We start from the raw sequence: 15,837 nt of genomic DNA, 5'->3' as shown, positions 1-15,837 counted from the left end.
AAAAAGACATGGGCAATCACGTCATCGTGCTGGGCGCGGGCATCGTCGGCGTCTGCTGCGCGCTGGAACTGCGCCGGCGCGGCATGACGGTCACACTGGTCGACCGCCAGGAGCCGGGCATGGAAACGTCAATGGGCAACGCCGGCGTACTGGCCCGCAGTTCGCTGATGCCGTTCAATCATCCGGGGCTGTGGGGGCAACTGCCGCGCCTCTTGAAGAACGACACGGTCCAGTTCAGGTATCGCTGGCAGTATCTGGCCGCGAACCTGGGTTGGGCGACGCGCTTCCTGGCAAGCGCGCGGGCGTCCGTCTTCCAGGAAACCGCGCGCGCGCTGGACGGCCTGATCCGGCTGTCCGCGCCCGAACACATCAAGCTGCTGGACGAGAGCGGCGCGCGCCACCGGCTGCGCGATACCGGCTGGATCTTCCTCTATCGCAAAGAAGCGGCCTGGCAGGCCGGCGCGCTGGCGCGCCGCACCTTCGCGCAGTACGAAGTGCCGACGCGCGAACTGGCTCCCGCCGAACTCGCCGGACTGGAACCCGCGTTGTCGCCCATCTTTCCCCGCGCGCTGTGGATACAGGGCTCGTACTCGGTGGACGATCCGCATGAGGTCGTTGCGGCCTACGCCGACCTGTTCCGGCGCGAGGGCGGCGCATTCCAACGCTTGACCGCCAGCGCCATCCGCCGCGATGGCGGCGGCTGGACGGTGCAAGGGACGAACGCATCCGAATCCGTATCGGCCGACCGCCTCGTCGTCGCGCTGGGACCGTGGTCCAAGGCCTTGTTGAAAACGACCGGCATCGACCTGCCGATGGCGTTTGAGCGCGGCTATCACATGCACTACAGCGGACGCGAAGGCGCGCGCGTCACGCGCCCGGTGTACGACACGGGTGGCGGCTACGTGCTGTCGCCCATGGCGCGCGGACTGCGCCTGTCCACGGGGGTCGAGCTGGACGCCTGCGACGCGCCCGCCCGCCCCGTCCAGTTGGACCTGGCGGAACAGCGCGCGCGCGAAGCCTTGCCATTGGGAGAGCGCCTGGACGCCGCCGCCTGGCTGGGCCGCCGTCCCACCCTGCCCGACAGCCGCCCGATGATCGGCGAGGCGCCGCGCCATCCGGGGCTATGGCTGGCGCTGGGTCACCAGCACATCGGGTTCAGCACGGCGCCGGGAACCGCGAAAATCCTGGCCGAGCTGATGCGGGGCGGCGGCGGCGACCGCCATCGCGCGTTCCGGCCCGGCCGGTTTATCTAGCGCGATCACCCCAGCAAGAGCGCGTCGTCCGACAGCTTCTCGCCCCGCACCCGCTCGAACATGGCAAGCAGGTCCGGCACGTCCATGCCGCGGCGCTCGTCGCCCGACACGTCCAGCACGACCTGGCCCTGGTGCAGCATGACGGTGCGGTCGCCGACGTCCAGCGCCTGGCGCATGCTGTGCGTGACCATCATGGTGGTGAGCTGGTTCTCGGCCACGATGCGCGCCGTGAGCTGCAGCACGAAGTCCGCGGTGCGCGGATCGAGCGCGGCGGTGTGTTCGTCCAGCAGCAGGATGCGCGAGGGCTGCAATGCCGCCATCAGCAGGCTGACCGCCTGGCGCTGGCCGCCGGACAAGAGGCCGATGCGATCGGTGAGCCGGTTCTCCAGGCCCAGGCCCAGCGTGGCCAGACGCTCGCGAAAACCGTCTTTCATGGACGCCTTCACCGCGCGGCTGTAGCCGCGCGATGCGCCGCGCATCTGCGCCAGCGCCATGTTTTCCTCGATGGTCAGGTCTTCGCAGGTGCCCGCCATGGGGTCCTGGAACACGCGGGCCACGCTGCCCGCGCGCGCCCAGACCGGCTGGCGCGTCACGTCCACGCCGTTGATGTCGATGCGCCCGGAGTCGACCGGCAGGTCGCCCGACACGGCGTTCAGGAACGTGGACTTGCCCGCGCCGTTGGAACCGATCACGGTCACGAACTGGCCCGAGGGGATCTCCAGCGACAGGCCGCGCAGCGCGCGGGTCTCGATGGGCGTACCCGCGTTGAAGGTGATTTTCAGGTCTTTTGCGGACAACATATCAGCGCCCCTTCTTGCCGACCAGGCGGCGCTTGAGCATCGGGATGACCAGGGCGATCGTGACGAGCACCGCGGTGACGAGGTTCAGGTCCTGGGCCTTCAGGCCGATGAAATCGCTATTGAGCGCCAGGGCGATGAAGAAGCGGTAGACGATGGCGCCGATGATGACGGCCAGCGTCGCCAGCACCAGCTTGCGCGACGGCAGGATGCTTTCGCCGACGATGACCGCGGCCAGGCCGATCACGATGGTGCCGATGCCCATCGAAATGTCCGATCCGCCCTGCGTCTGCGCGAACAGCGCGCCCGCCAGCGCGACCAGCGCGTTCGACAGCGCCATGCCGCCCAGGATCATGCGGCCGGTATTGACGCCTTGCGCCCGCGCCATGCGGCCGTTGGAACCGGTGGCGCGCACGGCCAGGCCCGTCTGCGTGGCGAAGAACCAGTCCAGCGCCAGCTTGCACAGGATGACGATGACGATCAGGATCAACGGGCGGGCGACGTAGTCGGCAATCCCGCCCGGTTGCAGGATCGTGAAGACGGTAGGCTCAGTGATGAGCGGCACGTTGGGCTTGCCCATGATGCGCAGGTTGATCGAATACAGGGCGATCATCATCAGGATGCTGGCCAGCAGGTCCATGATCTTGAGCTTGACGTTCAGCCAGCCGGTGACCAGCCCCGCGGCCGCGCCGGCGATCGTGGCGATGATGGTGGCCGAAAACGGATCGGTGCCCGAGGCGATCAGCGTCGCACAGACCGCGCCGCCCAGCGGGAAGCTGCCGTCCACGGTCAGGTCCGGAAAGCGCAGCAGGCGAAAGGAGATAAATACACCCAAGGCCACCAGGCTGAAGATCAGCCCGATCTCCAGCGCGCCTAACAACGAGAACAATGACATGGGTCAGATCCAATCAGGTAAGAAACGAGCATATTAAAGAAGTGAAACGTGGGATTTCTTGCGTTCCAGGGTCAGTTTTACCCGAGCTTTCGCAACAAACGTTTCCCGCAACGCATTTTCTCCCGTTTCCCGCCCAGGCGTCCGCGCGCCGGCGGCGCCTGCGGATGCACGGACTTTCCCATGGAAAAACGCAAGAAAAACCCCGCCACGCCGGTCAGGCATGGCGGGGCGGATGTCGCGCCGGATTATTTCACGACCACCGCGGCCGACTTGATCAGCGCCTCGGGCAGCGTGACGCCCTGCTTGGCGGCGGCGCCCGGATTCACGTAGAGCTCCAGCTTGGAGCTGGTTTCAGACGGAATCGCGCCGGGCTTTTCGCCCTTCAGGATGCGCACGACGACCTTGCCGGTCTGCACGCCCAGGTCGCGGTAGTTGATGCCCAGGGCCGCGATGCCCCCGCGCTTGACGCTGTCGGTGTCCGACGCGATCAGCGGGATCTTGGCGTCGTTGCCCACCTTGACCAGCGATTCGTAGGCCGACACGACGTTGTTGTCGGTGTTGGTGTAGATGACGTCGACCTTGCCGATCAGGCTGCGCGCGGCGGAAGCCACGTCCACCGAGCGCGGGGCGGCGGCTTCGACCAGGCTCATGCCCGACTTGGGCAGGATTTCCTGCAGCTTCTTGACGACCACGACCGAGTTCGCCTCGCCCGGGTTGTAGACGATGCCCACGCGCTTGGCGTTGGGGACGATCTTCTTGATGAGTTCGACCTGCTTGTCCAGCGCCAGCAGGTCCGACACGCCGGTCACGTTGGTGCCCGAGGCGTCCATGCTGGACACGAGCTGCGCGGCGACCGGGTCGGTCACGGCGGAATACACCACCGGCACGTCCTTGGTGGCCGCGACGACGGCCTGGGCCGACGGCGTGGCGATCGCGACGATGGCGTCGGGACGGTCGCCGACGAACTTGCGCGCGATCTGGGCGGCGGTGCCGTTGTTGCCCTGCGCGCTTTGATACTGCCACTTCAGGTTCTTGCCCGGCTCGTAGCCGGCTTGCTTGAGGGCGTCCTGCACGCCGTCACGCACGGCATCCAGCGCCGGGTGCTCGACGATGGCGGTGACCGCGACGGACTTCTGCTGCGCGGCGACCGGCGCGGCGATAGCCATCGCCAGCGCCATCGCGCCAACCGTCAGAAAATGTTTTTTTCCGATCAGCATATGTTTGCTCCTTGAACCCTGGTATTGCTTGTTGAATGTGCCGGTATCTTCATGGCCGGCCGCGGAATGTGCCATCCGTTCGGCCTGCCATAAAGCCGTATAGTCTAACGTGCCGCCTGCCAAATGGCGTGGGGGGAATCCCTGTAATGGTGCATGCATACAGGCTCGCCCCGCCATGGGTCAGCGGCGTGAATATACTGAAAACCGCCGGTCAAACGCCGTTCATCCCGTTTCGCGCGCCCGCCGGCGGTATCCCGAGGCCAACCATGATCAAACGCGCATTGGGCCGATCCGGCCTGCAGGTTCCCCCGCTCACTTTCGGCGGCAACGTTTTCGGCTGGACCGTCGACGAGGCCGGCACCTTTTCGCTGCTGGATGCGCTGGTCGACGCGGGGCTGAATTTCATCGACACCGCCGACGTGTATTCCCGCTGGGTGCCGGGCAACCGGGGCGGCGAATCCGAAACGCTGATCGGCAAGTGGCTCAAGCGCTCGGGCAAGCGCGACCAGGTCCTGATCGCGACCAAGGTCGGCATGGAGATGGGGCCTGGCGAAAAGGGCCTGTCCCCCGCCCACATCCGACGTTCGCTGGACGCGTCGCTGGCCCGCCTGCAGACGGACCACGTGGATCTTTACCAATCCCACCAGGACGACCCGGACACGCCGCTGACCGACACGCTGGGCGAATACGCCAAGCTGATCGAGGCGGGCAAGGTGCGCGCGATCGGCGCGTCCAACTACACGGCCGTGCGCCTGTCCGAAGCGCTGATCGCCAGCGAGCGGCACAGCCTGCCGCGCTACGAAAGCATCCAGCCCGAGTACAACCTGTACACGCGCGAGCCCTTCGAGTCCGGGCTGCAAAGCTTGGTGAAGACGCAGCAGATGGGCACGATCAATTACTACGCGTTGGCCAGCGGCTTTCTCAGCGGCAAGTACCGCGGGCCCGATGACGCGGCCAAGAGCGCGCGCGGCGGGAAGATCGTCGAGAAATACCTGAACGACCGCGGCTACCGCATCCTGAAGGCGCTGGACGAGGTGTCCGAGGACGCCGGCTGCACGCCCGCGCAGGCCGCGCTGGCCTGGCAGATCGCGCAGCCGGGCATCACCTCGCCCATCGTCAGCGCCACCTCGCTCGCCCAGCTGGACGAACTGGTCAAGGCCGCCAGCCTGACGCTGACGCATGACCAGCTGGCCCGGCTCAGCCAGGCCAGCGAGTGGCGCTGAGGCATCAGTCCAGCGTGACGCCGGAGTCCTTGACCACCTTGGCCCAGCGCGTGACCTCGCTGTCGACGAACTTGCCGAACTCGGCGCCCGTCAGCGTGGGCACGCCCGAGCCGTTGCCCGCCCAGGTCTCCTTCAGCTTGGGCGTGTTCAGGGCCTTGGTGATCTCGGCGGCCATCTTGTCGACCGCTTCCTTGGGCGTTCCCGCGGGCGCCCAGATCGCGTACCAGGTCGACACGGTGTAGTTGGGCACGCCGGCCTCGGCGGCGGTGGGCACGTCGGGCAGCGAGGGCGAGCGTTCCTTCGCGGCCACGGCCAGCGGCTTGATCGCCCCGGCGCGGATGTGGCCGGCCGACGAGCCGAGGCCGTCGAACGCCAGGTCCACCTGCCCGCCGATCAGCGCCGACAGCATCGGGCCCGCGCCCTGGTACGGCACGTCCACCAGCTTGATGCCCGTCTGCATCGCAAACAGTTCGCCGGCCAGGTGGTGCGTGCTGCCCTTGCCCGCCGTGCCGAAGTTGATTTCCCCGGGGCGCTTCTTGGCGTAGTCGATGAACTCCTGCAGGGTCTTGACCGGCAGCTTGCCCGCGTTGATGACGACGACCTGCGGCGGCTGGGCCACCAGGGCGACCGGCACGAAATCCTTCTGGATGTTGTAGCTCAGGTTCTTGTAGAGGGAAGGCGCCAGCGCATGGTGCGCGCCGCCCATGAAGAAGGTGTAGCCGTCGGGCTTGGCCTTGGCCGCAACGCCGGCGCCCACGGTTCCACCCGCGCCGCCCTTGTTGTCGATGACCACCGTCTGGCCGAGCTGCGTGGTGAGCTGCGCGGCCAGCGGACGGGCGAAGGTATCCGTGCCGCCGCCCGCGGGGAACGGAACGATCAGCGTGATGGGCCGCTCGGGCCATTGCGCGGCGGCAACGCCGCCGAAACCCAGGGCTGCCACGGCGAACACGGCCGCGGCGGTGGTGCGATATTTCATTTTGTCTCCTCTTGCTGCATCGGGGGACGGCGCCTGTTTTTTGGCGTCTCGTCGCTGGAATATTTTTCTTGTTGAATGCGGCTGGCAGGTCTTGCGGGGCACTGGATGGGGATGGGTCTCCTTGCTGTCGTCGGGTCGTCGGGTCGTCGGGAAGCGGGCTGCAAAAAAAACTGAAAAAATGCCGGTCCCGCGGGACCGGCATGAACGGGGCTACAGCGCCTTGTAGGTCTCGCGCAGCACGTTCTTCTGCACCTTGCCCATCGTGTTGCGGGGCAACTGGTCGATGATGTGCACGCGCTTGGGCACCTTGAAGTTGGCGATGCGCGACTTCAATTCGGCCTGCATGGCCGACGCGTCCAGCGACGCGCCGTCCTTGGGCACCACCACCGCCACCACGGCCTCGCCGAAGTCCGGGTGCGGCACGCCGATGACCGCCGACTCCGCCACGCCGGGCATGTCGTCGATCAGCGTCTCGATTTCCTTGGGGTAGACGTTGTAGCCGCCGGAGATGATGAGGTCCTTGCTGCGGCCCACGATGGACAGGTAATCGGCGGGCACGTCGCGGCCGGCCGACTCGCCGCCCCAGCGGCCCACGTCGCCGGTCTTGAACCAGCCGTCGTCGGTGAACTCCTCGCGCGTCTTTTCCGGCATGCGCCAGTAGCCCGAGAACACATTGGGACCGCGCACCTGCACATTGCCAATCTCGCCCGGCGCCAGCGCGACGCCGGCATCGTCGACCACCCGCACCTGCACGCCCGGCAAGGCGCGGCCCACGGTGCCGGCCAGGCGTTCGCCCTGCGCGGGATCGTAGGGATTGGAGGTCAGCATGACGGTTTCGCTCATGCCATAGCGTTCCAGGATGGCGTGGCCGCTGCGCGCCTTGAAGTCCGAGAACGTCTCGGCCAGCAGCGGCGCGGAGCCCGAAATGAAGAGGCGCATGTTGGCGCAGACCTCGCGGTTAAAGCGCGGGTCGGCCAGAAGGCGCACGTAATACGTGGGCACGCCCATCATCACCGTGCTTTGCGGCAGGTAGTGCAGCGCCTGGTCGGCATCCAGCTTGGGCAGCCAGATCATCCGCGCGCCCGCCAGCAGCGCGCCGTGCGACGCGACGAACAGGCCGTGCACGTGGAAGATCGGCAGCATGTGCAGCAGCACGTCGTCCTCGCGCCAGCCCCAGTACTCATGCAGGACGCGCGCATTGGCGGCCAGGTTGCCATGCGAGAGCATCGCGCCCTTGCTGCGGCCCGTGGTGCCCGAGGTGTACAGGATCGCGGCCAGGTCGTCCGGCTTGCGCGGCACGGTCTTGAACGTCTGCGACAGGCCACCCGCGGCGTCGAGCAGGCTGCCGGTGCGGTCCTCGTCCAGCGTGTAGACGTGCGCGCAACCGGCCTTGTCGGCGGCCCGCTTGACCCAGTCCAGGTTCTTGCTGGCGCAGACCACCACCGAGGGCTCGGCGTTGCCCAGGAAGTATTCGATTTCGGATTCGCGATAGGCCGTGTTGAGCGGCAGGTACACCAGGCCCGCGCGCAGCGTGGCCAGATACAGCAGCAGGGCTTCGGGCGACTTTTCGACCTGGACGGCGACGCGCGCGCCGTCGGGCAGGTCCAGCGATTCCAGCAGGTTCGCCAGGCACGCGGTCGCGCGGTCGATGTCGTCCCAGGTGTATTGGAGGTCGGGCGTTTCCAGCGCGACTTTGCTGCGGTCTTTGGGAAAGCCGCCTTGCAGGACAGCATATAGGTTGGCGTTGCTCACCTGTCTAGTCTCCGGAAAAGGAAGGGTCTTCGCCGGCCAGGAAGGCGCGCACGCCTTCTCTGTGGTCCCGGCTTTCGGCATAGGAGAAATAATCGCGATACTCGTCCTCGGTCAAGGCGGCGCCGGTGGCGAGCCTGGCGGACAAGCGCTTGTTGATGCGGGCGGCCAGCGGCGCGCCCTGGGCGATACGGTCGGCGCTGCGGCGGGCCGCCTCGGCCACCTGGCCGTCGTCGACGATACGGGTCAGCAGGCCCAGTCCGCGCGCCTCTTCGGCGCCGAACACGCGGCCTTCCAGCAGGATGGCCAGCGTCGCGGCCCGGCCGGCCAGCGCCAGCAGGCCGCGCATTTCATCGGGCGCCATGGGAAAGCCCAGCCGGTTGATCGGCACGCCGAAGCGGGCCGACGCGCCGGCGATGCGCAGGTCGCACTGGCTGGCGATTTCCAGCCCGCCGCCCACGCACACGCCCTCGATCTGCGCAATGACCGGTTGCGGGCATTGCGCCACGGCCTGCAGGGCGGGCGCCAGGATCTCGCGGTGGTAGCGTTGCACGCCGGCCATGTCGGCGCGCACGGCAGGAAACTCGCGGATGTCGGCGCCGGCGGCGAAGTTGCCGCCTTCGCCGCGCACGATCACGCAGCGCAAGGCGTCCTCCTGCGCGATGCGCGTGAAGACCTCGCGCAGTTCGCGCCACATGCCCACCGTGATCGCATTCAGGCGCCCCGAGTGCGATAGCGTCACCCAGGCCAGCGGCCCCTCGCGCTCAAACCGCACCTGGCCGTGGCCAGCCACGTTCTCCGTCATGTCCCCTGCCCTTGTTGTGGTTGATATTGTCTGCCGCCGTGTTTCCGGCAGTCAGGCCACGCGCCCCACGCCGCGGCTGATCTGCGGCTTGCCGTCGTTCAGGCGCTGAAGATTCGTGTCCAGCTCGTCCAGGTCGTACAGGTAATTGACCATCATGGCGCAGGACTGCTTGAGCCCCTTGGGCGACGTATCCGCCGCCCAGTTCAGGCGCTCGATGCGCGCGCCGTTGCCCAGGTGAAAACGCGCCACTGCGTCCACCGGCAGTCCGTTCTTCATGGATTGCAGATAGGTGGCGGCCAGCCGGAAGCCCGCGCGCTTGACCACGTCGGACGTCTGGCCCTGCGCGGCCTTGGCCAGGCGCGCAACCCAGCGCTGCCCGTCCGGCACGCCTGCGCGCTTGCTGTCCTTGGCGCGCGTCTTGTCTTCGCGCACGATGGCCTCCACCGCTGCCGCATCCAGCTTGCCCAGCCAGTCGGTGAATCCGGGAATGGGCGACAAGGTGGCGAACGCCTTCAACTTGGGCAGTTCTTCGAGCAACTGCTCGACCACGCGCTTGAGCAGGAAGTTGCCGAAGCTGATGCCCTTCAGGCCGGGCTGCGTGTTCGAGATGGAATAGAAAATCGCCCAGCGCGCCTTGTCCAGGTCCTGCGGCGGCAGGGTGCTGTCCAGCAGCACCTGCACGTTGTCGGCCATCTGGCTGGCGAAGGCCACTTCCACGAAGATCAGCGGCACGCCCGGCATCTGCGGGTGGAAGTACGCATAGCAGCGGCGGTCGGGCGCCACGCGGTGGCGCAGGTCGTCCCAGGATTTGATCTCGTGGACGGCCTCGTAGAGGATCAGCTTTTCCAGCAGCGACGCCGGCGAATCCCAGGTCAGCGGACGCAGTTCCAGCAGGCCCACGTCAAACCAGGCCGAGAGCAGCCCTTCCAGTTCCTTGTCCAGCGCCTGGATGCCCGCCACCTGCTTGCGCCAGCGCAGCATGTCAGCACGCAGGTCGACCAGGAAACGCAATCCCTGGGGCTGGGCGTTGAACCGCTTGAACAGGCGCACGCCTTCGCCGCCATCGCCGGCGTAGGTGGCGCGGATCTGCGCCAGCGCGGCCAGCATCAGCCGGCGGTCCTTGCCGTCGGCGGCGGTGTATTGCTCGCACCAGCGGCGCGCCAGCTTGTTGGCGGCTACGTCGGTCAGGCGGGCCTCGAACAGGCGCCGCACTTCGGATTCGCTGGGCAGGCGTCCGCGGTCCCACAGCCGTCCCAGCCGCGTGATGAGGCTGGCGCTTTCGGCCGCGGCAGCGGCGTCGACGAGGTCGGCTTCGGGCTCAGGCGTGCGTGCGCCGCGCGCGGGCGCGAGATTGGCGGGTGCGGACATGGGCGGGCTCCTCGATAACGATGGGATCGGACGGCGCCGCATCGGCGGCGTCTTCGTTGCTTAGTGCGCGCAGCGCTTCAAGCTGGCGCATCAAGTGCGTGTGCGCCAGCGCCTGCGCGGCGTCGGGGTCGTGGGCCTTCAGGGCCTCGAAGATGGCGAGATGTTCGGCGCAGGACTCGTCGATGCGGCCGGGCCGCGACAGGCTGCGATGGCGCGACAGGCTCAGGACCTTGCGCAGGTTGCCCACCATGTCGGACAGCCATTGATTGCCGGCCAGGGCCTGCACGGCCTCGTGGATCAGGTAATTGGTTTTGTAGTAAGCGTCGATGCGCCCCGCCTTGGCGTGGCCCGCCAGCGCGGCATGCAGCGGTTCCAGCTCGGCGAGCTGCGCGTCGCTGGCCTTGCGCGCCGCCTCGAAGGCGCAGCGCCCTTCCAGCATGGCCATCAGCGGAAAGATGTCTTCAAGATCCTGCAAGGACAGCTCATTGACGAAGCAGCCGCGCCGCGGTTCCAGCCGGACCAGGCCTTCGGTGGCCAGCACCTTCAGGGCCTCACGCAAGGGCGTGCGCGAAATGCCCATTTCGCCGGCCAGCCGCAATTCGTCGATCCATTCGCCGTTTCGGAGCGCGCGCGCATGAATCATGCCGCGCAGGCGGTCCGCGACTTCCAGGTACAAGGCTTGCCGGACGATGGGATGGCTCAGGCTCATGGGCTGACGGCGCGGGTGACGCCGTAATTCATAATTATGAATAAGGCCATGATAGACCTGGGCGGGAAGAAAGGTAAACCCCGGGCGCCTCGGTACCTTCCCTAACAGGAAGCTGACAATCCGGGGTTAAGACGCCAACCCAGAACCCGTGATACTGAAAATCGGGCGGAAGTAGGACTGAATTAAGACTAAACTCAGTCCGATCTCGCCTAACATGCCGGAGTCCAGTCCATGAAATACTCCACCCAAGTGAAACCTATCTCCTACCTCAAGAGTCACGCGGCTGAAATCGTGACCACGTTGACCGAGACCCGGGAGCCGCTGCTCATCACCCAGAACGGAGAGGCCAAGCTTGTCGTCATGGACGTGCAGAGCTTCGAGGAGCAGGAGCAGGCCATGGCGCTGCTTCAACTGCTGGCGGGCGGCCGTAAAGACATCGAAGAAGGACGCGTCAGGCCGGCGACGGACGTGTTCGCGCAGATTGAATCGTTGGACCGGGATGATGCGGAATGAGCCGGACGGTGGTCTTTCTGCAATCGGCCGCCGATGATCTGCACGAAATCCGCCACTACGTCAGAAAGCACTTTTCCCATGCGGTGTGGTTGGATTCCTATGCCAAGATCAAGACGGCGATTCTGAATCTCGAACAGTTCCCGCAAGCGGGGCATCCACTCCCGGAGCTGCCTGCGACCCACTTCCTGCAAATAATTGCCGTCAAAAATCGGGTTATCTACGAAGTCGTGGGAGACAAGGTGTACGTCCACCTTATCTGCGACAGTCGCCAGGACTTCAAGATCAAGCTTGCCCGGCGGCCGCTCAGGACCCTGCACCCCTGAAATCCTCTAGAAGTGCAGAACCCCGTCGACCGCATGGCGCGTCAGTGAGCGCGCCCACCGGCGCGCCGGCAGCCCGTACTTGCTCTCCACCACCTCCGCGCGGGCCAGCAGCTCCGCCGGCGTGATCGCCAGGCGCGGGCCGGAAAAGGCCAGGACGATCTGGTTGCCAGCTTCGACTTCGGGCAGCAGCACGATGCGGTCCTCGAACGCCTTGGACAGGTTGTCGATGTTCTTGCCAAAGCTTTCATGACGGCCGAACAGGTTCACGGCCAGGATGCCGACCTCGCCCAGCACGCGGCGGCAGTCGCGGTAGAACTTCACGCTGTCGCGCACCGGCCCTTCAGCCGCGGCGTCGTACAGGTCGACCATCAACACGGGGCAACGGCCGGCGTTGAGCGGATCGGCCACCCACGCGCCAGCGTCGGCATGTTCGACCTGCAGCCGGTTGGCGCCGGGCAGACGGAAGAACATGTGGCAGGCGGCGGTCACGCGCGGATTCCATTCCACCGCCAGCAGCGGAACGCGCGTGTGCTTGGCGCAAAAGCGCGCGAGCGATCCGGCGCCCAGGCCCAGCATGCCGATGGCCTCTTCCTTGGGCGGTTCCAGGAACAGCAGCCAGGCCATCATCTGGGCGGTGTACTCCAGCACCAGGTCGGCCGGGCGCTTGATGTGCATCGCGCCCTGCACCCATTCGGTGTTGAAGTGCAGATAGCGCACGCCGTCCACTTCGGAAAGCGTGGGCTGGTCGAGTTCGGAGGGAAAGTTGGATTTATGCATGGGCGCGATTGTAGGCCCGCCGCCCCGGGGCCGGCGGCTACGCCGCGGCTGCCCAGATGCGCTCCAGCAGGTCCGGGCCGGCGCCGCAGCCGGGACCTCGCGGGCCGATGCGCGCCCCGCGGATCAGATCCGCTCGAAGATCGCGGCGATGCCCTGGCCGCCGCCGATGCACATGGTCACCAGCGCATAGCGCCCGCCCACGCGCTGCAGCTCGTGCAGGGCCTTGGTGGCGATGATGGCGCCGGTGGCGCCGATCGGGTGGCCCAGGCCGATGCCGCTGCCGTTGGGGTTCACCTTGGCCGGGTCCAGCTTCAGTTCGCGCGACACGGCGCACGCCTGCGCGGCGAATGCTTCGTTGGCTTCGATGACGTCAAGCTGGTCGACGGTCAGGCCGGCCCGCTTGAGGGCGGCCTGCGTGGCCGGCACGGGGCCGATGCCCATGATGTCGGGGTCCACGCCCGCATGCGCGTAAGCCACCAGGCGCGCCAGCGGCTTGACGCCGCGCTTGGCCGCCACCGACGCGTTCATCAGGACCAGCGCGCCCGCGCCATCGTTCAGCCCCGAGGCGTTGCCTGCCGTGACCGAGCCGTTTTCCTTCTGGAACACGGGCTTGAGGGTGGCCAGGGTGTCGACCGTGACGTCGCGGCGCACGTGCTCGTCGGTGTCGAACACGATCTCGCCCTTGCGCGACTTGATCTTGACCGGCACGATCTGGTCGCGGAAGTAGCCCGCGTCGATCGCCGCGGCGGCGCGTCGATGCGATTCGGCGGCCATGGCGTCCTGGTCCTGGCGATTGATGCCGAAACGCGCCGCCACGTTCTCGGCCGTGACGCCCATGTGCATCTTGCCGAACGGATCGGACAGCGCGCCGGTCATCATGTCCAGCATGACGCTGTCGCCCATCCGCGCGCCCCAGCGCTGGGCCGGCGCGATGTACGGCGCGCGGCTCATGCTTTCGGCGCCCGCGCCCACCGCGATCTCGGCGTCGCCCAGCATGATCGTCTGCGCCGCGGACACGATGGCCTGCAGCCCCGAGCCGCACAGGCGGTTGACGTTGAAGGCGGGGGTTTCCTTGGAGATGCCGGCGTTCATGGCGGCCACGCGCGAGAGATACATGTCGCGCGGCTCCGTGTTGATGACGTGGCCGACGGCGACATGGCCCACCTCATCGCCCGAGACGCCCGCGCGCTCGAGCGCGGCCTTGATGACGGTGGCGCCCAGATCGCAGGGCGGCACGTCTTTGAGCGCGCCCCCGAAATCCCCGATGGCGGTGCGGACGGCCGAAGCAACGATGACTTCATTCATGGTGTTTCCTCCTTGTGGTGCGTTTCGTATGGTGCAATGCATTTGATGACGTGCATTCCATCATACTGCCCGCCCCTTGCGCGTCGGCCTCATCCTTGCGGCTTGCGCGCGGCGCGGCGCGCGATGAACTGGTCCACGGCGTCGGCGTGCGCCTGCGTCTTGTGGGCCAGCGCCTGATAGGCCGCCGACAGTTCCAGCAAGGTGTCCAGCCGCACATGCTGGCTTTCGCGCAGCAGCCGCTTGGTCAGCCGCACCGCGTCCGGCGAATTGGCCGCCATGCGCGCCGCCAGCGCATGCGCGGCGGGCAGCAGCTCGCCTGACGGCACCACGCGCGATACAAGCCCCCATTGCAGCGCCGTGGCCGCATCGATCGCGTCGCCGGTAAAGGACATCTCCGCCGCGCGCGCCTGCCCGATCAGCCGTGGCAGGAACCAGGCGCCGCCGTCGCCCGGCACGATGCCCAGCTTGACGAAGCTTTCGGCAAACGTTGCCTCCTGCGCCGCGATGCGCACATCGCACATGCACGCCAGGTCGCAGCCCGCGCCGATGGCCGGGCCGTTCACCGCGGCGATGGTCGGCACCTCCAGCGCGTACAGCGCCAGCGGCAGGCGCTGGATGCCGTGACGGTATTCCTGGCGCAGCGCCGCGCTGCCCACCTCGGGGCGGATCTGCCGCTGCATGTCCTTGACGTTCCCGCCCGACGAAAACACGCTGCCCGCGGCGGTGACGATCAGCACGCGCACCGAGTCATCACGCTCGATGCGCGCGAATTCGGCCAGCAGTTCATCGACCATGGCGCTGCCCGTGAGCGCGTTGCGGGTCGCCGGATCGTTCAAAGTCAGGGTGACCACCCCGTCGGCGCTCTGTTCAACCTGTACCAGCTCTGCCATGCCTGCTCCTTCTTCAATCGCAACAATCACTGTTTCGGGATGCCGGCGCGCTGGGCGGCCTCATCCCATTTGCGGATCTCCTGGCGCTGGAACTCGCCCAGCTCCTTGGGGCCCACCGGAAACACCTCCCAGTTGGTGCGCGCCAGGAACTCGGCGGCGTCGGGCGTGCGATAGATCGCCAGCAAGGTGTCGGCCAGCGCATCGATGATGGGCGCGGGCGTTTTGGCCGGCGCGAAGGCGGCCGTCCAGTTCACCATGTAGTAGCCCGGAAAGCCCGATTCCTGCAAGGTCGGCGTGTCGGGCGAACTTTTCAGCCGGCTGTCCCCGGTGACGGCCAGCAGCCGCATCCGCCCGCTCTGCACGAAGGGGATCACGGCGCCATAGTCCGCGAACACGAAGTCCACCTGCCCGCCCGCCAGGTCGGTCAGCGCGGGCGCCGCGCCGCGATACGGCACGTGGTTGGCCTTGACGCCGCCCATCGACAGGAACAGCTCCGTGGCGATCTGGTACGAGGCGCTGCCGCTGCCATAGTTCAACGCCCCTGGCCGCTGGCGGGCGGCATCGACCAGATCCTTCACCGACTGGTAGGGCGCGTCGGACTTCACCGCCAGCGCCATCGCGCCATAGCCCAGCCGCGCCACGGGCGCGAAATCCTTGACCGGGTCGTAGGGCAGGTTCTTGTACATGGCGGCGTTCGTGGCCACCGGCGAATTGCTGGCCAGCAGCAGCGTGTAGCCGTCGGCCGGCGCCGTGGCCACGGCCTGCGCGGCGATGAAACTGTTGCCGCCGGGCCGGTTCTCCACCGTGACCGCCACGCCCAGCTTTTCCTCCATCTTCCTGGCCACATAGCGCGCGTTGCTGTCCGTCCCGCTGCCCGGCGGGAACGACACGATCAGCCGGATCGGCTTGTCGGGGTAGGCGGCCAGCGCCACCGTTGCGGGCTGCGCCAGCCACACGGCGCCTGCCAGCGCCGCCAGGCGTATCACCTTGTTCATGCTGTCTCCTTTGTTGTGTGCCGCCCGGTCCGCGCGGGGCGC

Annotated in this window: 16 protein-coding genes; 4 read left to right on the top strand and 12 right to left on the bottom strand. The window is 67.2% G+C overall.

Going from position 1 to position 15,837, the window contains the following annotated elements; genetic code table 11:
• Positions 1 to 8: 8 nt before the first annotated feature.
• A complete protein-coding gene (locus tag ACZ50Q_RS10220; protein ID WP_464081413.1) occupies positions 9 to 1,253 on the top strand; it encodes an NAD(P)/FAD-dependent oxidoreductase in 1,245 nt (414 codons plus the stop codon).
• Positions 1,254 to 1,258: 5 nt separating this feature from the next.
• On the opposite strand, the gene ACZ50Q_RS10215 is transcribed toward ACZ50Q_RS10220, so the two are convergent.
• The 3 genes from ACZ50Q_RS10215 to ACZ50Q_RS10205 all read right to left on the bottom strand — a co-directional run bounded on the left by ACZ50Q_RS10215 (position 1,259) and on the right by ACZ50Q_RS10205 (position 4,162).
• Positions 1,259 to 2,053, bottom strand: a complete 795-nt coding sequence (locus ACZ50Q_RS10215) for an ABC transporter ATP-binding protein (protein WP_076520164.1) — start codon at positions 2,051 to 2,053, stop codon at positions 1,259 to 1,261.
• A 1-nt stretch (position 2,054) separates the two neighbouring features.
• Positions 2,055 to 2,945 (bottom strand): ABC transporter permease, encoded by an 891-nt coding sequence (locus ACZ50Q_RS10210; protein ID WP_092581347.1) that lies wholly within the window; start codon positions 2,943 to 2,945, stop codon positions 2,055 to 2,057.
• A 245-nt stretch (positions 2,946 to 3,190) separates the two neighbouring features.
• On the bottom strand, positions 3,191 to 4,162 hold the full coding sequence (locus ACZ50Q_RS10205; RefSeq protein WP_076520162.1) for an ABC transporter substrate-binding protein: 972 nt from the start codon (positions 4,160 to 4,162) through the stop codon (positions 3,191 to 3,193).
• Between the two features lie 266 nt (positions 4,163 to 4,428).
• Here ACZ50Q_RS10205 and ACZ50Q_RS10200 point away from each other — a divergent pair, with 266 nt between their 5' ends.
• Positions 4,429 to 5,385, top strand: coding sequence for an aldo/keto reductase (locus ACZ50Q_RS10200; RefSeq protein ID WP_464081412.1), 957 nt, complete (start codon positions 4,429 to 4,431; stop codon positions 5,383 to 5,385).
• Between the two features lie 4 nt (positions 5,386 to 5,389).
• On the opposite strand, the gene ACZ50Q_RS10195 is transcribed toward ACZ50Q_RS10200, so the two are convergent.
• The 5 genes from ACZ50Q_RS10195 to ACZ50Q_RS10175 all read right to left on the bottom strand — a co-directional run bounded on the left by ACZ50Q_RS10195 (position 5,390) and on the right by ACZ50Q_RS10175 (position 10,986).
• A complete protein-coding gene (locus tag ACZ50Q_RS10195) occupies positions 5,390 to 6,361 on the bottom strand; it encodes a Bug family tripartite tricarboxylate transporter substrate binding protein (protein WP_464081411.1) in 972 nt (323 codons plus the stop codon).
• Between the two features lie 210 nt (positions 6,362 to 6,571).
• Complete coding sequence (locus tag ACZ50Q_RS10190) at positions 6,572 to 8,113, bottom strand: malonate--CoA ligase (RefSeq protein ID WP_092581349.1); 1,542 nt, start codon at positions 8,111 to 8,113, stop codon at positions 6,572 to 6,574.
• A gap of 4 nt (positions 8,114 to 8,117) precedes the next feature.
• Complete coding sequence (locus ACZ50Q_RS10185; RefSeq protein ID WP_464081410.1) at positions 8,118 to 8,915, bottom strand: enoyl-CoA hydratase/isomerase family protein; 798 nt, start codon at positions 8,913 to 8,915, stop codon at positions 8,118 to 8,120.
• A gap of 51 nt (positions 8,916 to 8,966) precedes the next feature.
• On the bottom strand, positions 8,967 to 10,283 hold the full coding sequence (locus ACZ50Q_RS10180; RefSeq protein ID WP_464081409.1) for a malonyl-CoA decarboxylase domain-containing protein: 1,317 nt from the start codon (positions 10,281 to 10,283) through the stop codon (positions 8,967 to 8,969).
• Entirely contained in the window at positions 10,234 to 10,986 is a 753-nt protein-coding gene (locus tag ACZ50Q_RS10175) for a GntR family transcriptional regulator (RefSeq protein WP_092581451.1), read from the bottom strand. Before ACZ50Q_RS10175 ends, ACZ50Q_RS10180 begins: the two co-directional genes overlap by 50 nt.
• Before the next feature lie 237 nt (positions 10,987 to 11,223).
• Here ACZ50Q_RS10175 and ACZ50Q_RS10170 point away from each other — a divergent pair, with 237 nt between their 5' ends.
• Complete coding sequence (locus ACZ50Q_RS10170) at positions 11,224 to 11,505, top strand: type II toxin-antitoxin system Phd/YefM family antitoxin (RefSeq protein WP_464081408.1); 282 nt, start codon at positions 11,224 to 11,226, stop codon at positions 11,503 to 11,505.
• Positions 11,502 to 11,828, top strand: coding sequence for a type II toxin-antitoxin system RelE/ParE family toxin (locus ACZ50Q_RS10165; RefSeq protein WP_464081407.1), 327 nt, complete (start codon positions 11,502 to 11,504; stop codon positions 11,826 to 11,828). Before ACZ50Q_RS10170 ends, ACZ50Q_RS10165 begins: the two co-directional genes overlap by 4 nt.
• Before the next feature lie 6 nt (positions 11,829 to 11,834).
• Here ACZ50Q_RS10165 and ACZ50Q_RS10160 read toward each other — a convergent pair whose 3' ends face one another.
• From ACZ50Q_RS10160 to ACZ50Q_RS10145, 4 genes are all read right to left on the bottom strand, one after another.
• Positions 11,835 to 12,605: a class I SAM-dependent methyltransferase gene (locus ACZ50Q_RS10160; protein WP_464081406.1), complete on the bottom strand. Its 771-nt coding sequence runs from the start codon at positions 12,603 to 12,605 to the stop codon at positions 11,835 to 11,837.
• Between the two features lie 123 nt (positions 12,606 to 12,728).
• A complete protein-coding gene (locus ACZ50Q_RS10155; protein WP_464081405.1) occupies positions 12,729 to 13,910 on the bottom strand; it encodes an acetyl-CoA C-acyltransferase family protein in 1,182 nt (393 codons plus the stop codon).
• Positions 13,911 to 13,999: 89 nt separating this feature from the next.
• Entirely contained in the window at positions 14,000 to 14,800 is an 801-nt protein-coding gene (locus ACZ50Q_RS10150) for a crotonase/enoyl-CoA hydratase family protein (protein ID WP_464081404.1), read from the bottom strand.
• A 26-nt stretch (positions 14,801 to 14,826) separates the two neighbouring features.
• Positions 14,827 to 15,795 (bottom strand): Bug family tripartite tricarboxylate transporter substrate binding protein, encoded by a 969-nt coding sequence (locus tag ACZ50Q_RS10145; protein WP_464081403.1) that lies wholly within the window; start codon positions 15,793 to 15,795, stop codon positions 14,827 to 14,829.
• Positions 15,796 to 15,837: the final 42 nt, after the last annotated feature.

The organism is Achromobacter sp. T5-5, assembly GCF_055397965.1.
This window is presented reverse-complemented; position numbering and strand designations above follow the sequence as displayed.